Origin of the sequence: Metabacillus niabensis (assembly GCF_902829255.1) — a bacterium.
Lineage (GTDB): Bacteria > Bacillota > Bacilli > Bacillales > Bacillaceae > Metabacillus > Metabacillus niabensis.
In genome coordinates this window covers 1-3896 of the sequence record NZ_CADEPK010000304.1, presented here as the reverse complement: position 1 = coordinate 3896, position 3896 = coordinate 1, and the positions used below count along the sequence as shown (strand labels likewise).

Here is a 3896-nt window from a genome sequence, read left to right as displayed (position 1 = left end):
CTTTATGACTTTAAATATTTCTATATTTTCTATAATGTAATCATCTGCATTTTCTACCTTTTTTAATTCTTCATCTTTTACTCTTGGCCAACCATCTAATTTTAGTGACCCAGTTTTAATTGAACCTGCAAAAATAACTAAATCATTTTCCTGAATTTCTTTTAACTCTTTATTGCTTTTCATACGACCTTCCGTAAAACCCCAAATCCCCATTTTCTTCGAGTACTTCCAATTATTAGATACAGCTTCAGAAACATAAATAAACCAAATTTTAGGATGCTTTCTTTTCTTAACCCTTTCATTATAAAACTGTACAATACTCTCATTCAATAAAGTAACTGCATTTTTAGTAAACCATTTTCTGAGTTTATCATTATCTATTATTACTTGTTGAAAACTAAATACTTCACAATCCTTTTCTAGTACAACCAGAAATCCTCCATCCTTTTCAAACATTTCATGTGTATAAGGTTTAGTAGCAGATTTGTCTTTATTTTTTACATGATGGTCATAATGTGAAGATAACCATTCAACTTCAACAGGATATTCCTCTCCATTTACTACACAATAAATATCAGGGAATCTATCAAAGGGTTCATTAAACCTAGCTGAGGTAATAGGATATGTATTCCCCTCTATTACTACACTATAATCCAAACAATTTTCAACAAAATATTTTTGAAGAACCTTCTCATCAATCCATTTATTTGCCAATTCATTAACTCCCTTTTATTATATAATACCTAATACCGTACTATATAATTTAATGTTTAAATTCATTCACATAACTTTTTTCTAAATGTTGTTACTTTCAAAGTATTTTTGTGTATTTGTCTTTAAAATCATCTCAATCAACATATTTCTATCGACAAGTTTTACATTATTTGCTTGCGCTAATTTTATTGCTTGCGATGTAAAATAATTATTTGTTATTACCCATGCTATTTGAGCATTATAATAACCTTTAGCAGAACTAATTTCTTGAACAGCTTTCATGCCAACTTTACCGCTATACCTTTTTGCTTGAATAACAATCCGTTCATTTCCTTCTAAAACTAAGTCCGCTCCAAAATCATTGGATGCAGATGTTATTTTCACACGATACCCATTTTTTCTAAATAGCGCAACTAAATATTGTTCAAATTCTAACCCACTCATTTGATCAATATCCCTAATACCTGATTGACTTAATTTTTCTCCCAATTGCTTTAGACGATTTTTTCTTCTTGCCTCATAAAAAATAATTAAATAGACACCAACAACGACTATAACTAAGTATAAAATTAACAAATCCATTAATTGCATTGTACTTCCCCTGACGTAATTATATCTGAAGTTAAAAATTCTGACTTTTATCACTAGGTGACATATATAAAATCATTTTCTAAAAGATATGTATCAAGAAGGCTGTGACAACGGTAATTATTATATGAACATGACCATTCTTTTTAAAACAAGGGTGATAATCCTCCTTTAGTATTATCATAAATTATTGATATTTTACACTACTATACATCTCTTCTACTTAATCATAGAATTTTTATCCTTTAGTGAAAAGAAATGCCAAAAAGGGGGTCTTCGTTTTGGAAGATACCCCTTTTATTTCATACAACTTGTAACGACTTCTTTTCTATTTGTACAGACTTTCGATACTCTTCAGCTTCAGCCAATTTTGTAAATTCAACAGTCTTGTTATGATTCTTCTTTACTACATTTTCAATCTCTTTAAGATCGACTCTAAAAAATTCTTTACGTTCATTAACTCGGTTTAAACGTCTATCTGCGAATGCTTTGTGAAGAGCATTTTCTAGAGCTGGTGCATCTTCACTAAAAATCATTCCATGAACGTCGAAGGTAAACGGAACTGAAGCGTCACCTAACTCTTTAACTCTATCCATTGGTTCTAATCGTCGTGTCATTCCTATTTTAAAGACATTTTCACCAAAAGAGCCAATGTTAGATATGATATATACATACCCAGCTCTCGTATTTTGCACTCTGTATAATACATCTTCTTTGTTTTTCTTGGTTTCTTCCAGTTGCTTTTCTAGTTCCTTAAGCTTTTCAATCAATTTACTTTGTTGATTATCTGCCGTTTCTTCCATTTGTTTCTTTAATTTCTCAATGGCTTGTTCAAAATGCCTTTCTTCCTTTTCCACTTTTTCTTTTGCTTTTTCTAACTCTTTAAGTGCTTTCGCTTCTTCTCTCATACGTTCTTTAATTTCAAGTTGCTCTTCTTTTTCCTCTTGTTTCTTTTGTTCGAACTCATATTTTAAATAAAGTTCTTCAATTTTAAGATTCAAGTATTGGTTTGTTATTGTAACGCTTTGCATATCAGTTAATTTGTTTACATCATCAAAAACTTTTCTTATACGTTTTTCAGATGCTTCGATATTATTATATTTTACTTTATTAATGATGTTATCACACTCATTATTAAAAGCCCTTAAAGTCAATTTAATGGTATCAAGAATAAACTCTCGCCCTTTGTTTTTGTCATTACCAATTGTCCAATCAAGAGAATGATTTGTAGCCCTTTTCTCTTTGACCAATTGTTTTTGTTCTTGACGAATATCATTAAGCTTATTTTGATAAACCTCAGATGACTCAAATCCATATTTTGGGTTTGTAAAGCCAAATGATTGCATTAGCAACTCATCTTTTAAAAGTATCACTTCTTCTTGTAAATTATTAACTTCTTCAACTATCAATTGCTTATTGTTATTAAGTGATTCTATTTCAAGAGTAACATTATGTTTCGATTCTTCTATATCAATTAGCATTTGAATATCATTCACTTTTCTAGATAGTGCCTCACTTTTATCACTTAACTCATTAATTTCATTAGAAATTTTTTCTTTTACCTCTAACAAATCAGTCACAGGCTTATATTTTTCAACTTCTTCTTGAATCTGTTGCTTTTTATTTGTTAGTAGCTTTAACTCTTCTTTTATTGTTGCAATATTGTCTTTATTGTTTATTATTTCTTCAATATTATTTTCGGCTAAGATATTTTGAAAATCCTTTAAGTCTTTGTTTCTTTTAATTATAAGGACTATTGCAATGATTGGGGGAATTATCAAAAACCAAAAAGCAAATAATAGACCTGTAAACCAAGAAGAATATATAATCTTTTCTTTATACATTACTTATGAATCGCTCCTTTATTGTTATTGGTACACTTATCTATAATTATAACATTAATTGTAAACCTATAGTTCAAATGATATATATCATCATTCATAAAACAACAAATTCTCTTTCTTATAAAAGCAGATTTAAATGTTCTAAAATTATATTTCTTGAGAAAAACGATACGAGGCTAAAGTTGAATCTTCGTCAAGTGCAGTTAAATATGCCTAAAACACAAAGAAGGAGACAAGATTGTAATCTTGTCTCCTTTGTACTTATAACCCTAGTGATTACTTTAACCAATAGAAAAAGCAACTCCCCTGCCGACCAAAGCATGTGGATTCTTTTACTATTTTTCACTATAGAAATATCATACAAAATATTACATATTTTATCAATATGATAATCAATTTCTACATAATGCTTTCGATTTGTTATATAAGAGGAATTTCCTACCGATATAAGTATTGGATAAATGATTTCATTAAAATTTTGTGGAGGGGAAAATGAATACAAAGAATAGAAAGAACTTATCAAAAGTTGTTGGTGGGTTATTTTTGATTTCATCTTTATCAATTTGGATAGTTTCGAAAAGTACTAATATTTACATACTTTTTGGTATCTTAGTCACTGTACCAATAATAGAAAGAATTGTTTTCATAACTATACCAAAGAAAGAAACCAAAAAAACACGTACTAAAAATATATCCAAAGCTACATCAACAAAAAACAATAATAGATTACGAGATGATAACACAATAATT

4 protein-coding genes are annotated in these 3896 nt (G+C 28.9%); 1 reads left to right on the top strand and 3 read right to left on the bottom strand.

Features of this window, described 5'->3' with window-relative positions; genetic code table 11:
• The 3 genes from HU235_RS17805 to HU235_RS17795 form a co-directional block, all read right to left on the bottom strand.
• A partial coding sequence (locus tag HU235_RS17805) for a hypothetical protein (RefSeq protein ID WP_174881089.1) occupies positions 1-714 on the bottom strand: 714 nt, incomplete at its 3' end.
• Positions 715-795: 81 nt separating this feature from the next.
• Complete coding sequence (locus HU235_RS17800) at positions 796-1305, bottom strand: restriction endonuclease (RefSeq protein ID WP_233452265.1); 510 nt, start codon at positions 1303-1305, stop codon at positions 796-798.
• A gap of 299 nt (positions 1306-1604) precedes the next feature.
• Positions 1605-3146 carry a DUF4041 domain-containing protein gene (locus HU235_RS17795; protein WP_174881088.1) on the bottom strand — a complete coding sequence of 514 codons (1542 nt, stop codon included), beginning with the start codon at positions 3144-3146 and terminating at the stop codon, positions 1605-1607.
• 492 nt (positions 3147-3638) lie between these two features.
• Between HU235_RS17795 and HU235_RS17790 the strand changes: the two genes are divergently transcribed.
• A partial coding sequence (locus HU235_RS17790; protein ID WP_174881087.1) for a hypothetical protein occupies positions 3639-3896 on the top strand: 258 nt, incomplete at its 3' end.

Excerpts from the sequence above, each read along its gene's own strand:
- HU235_RS17800 (WP_233452265.1), bottom strand. The coding sequence starts at position 1,305 with ATGCAATTAATGGATTTGTTAATTTTATACTTAGTTATAGTCGTTGTT.
- HU235_RS17795 (WP_174881088.1), bottom strand. The coding sequence starts at position 3,146 with ATGTATAAAGAAAAGATTATATATTCTTCTTGGTTTACAGGTCTATTA.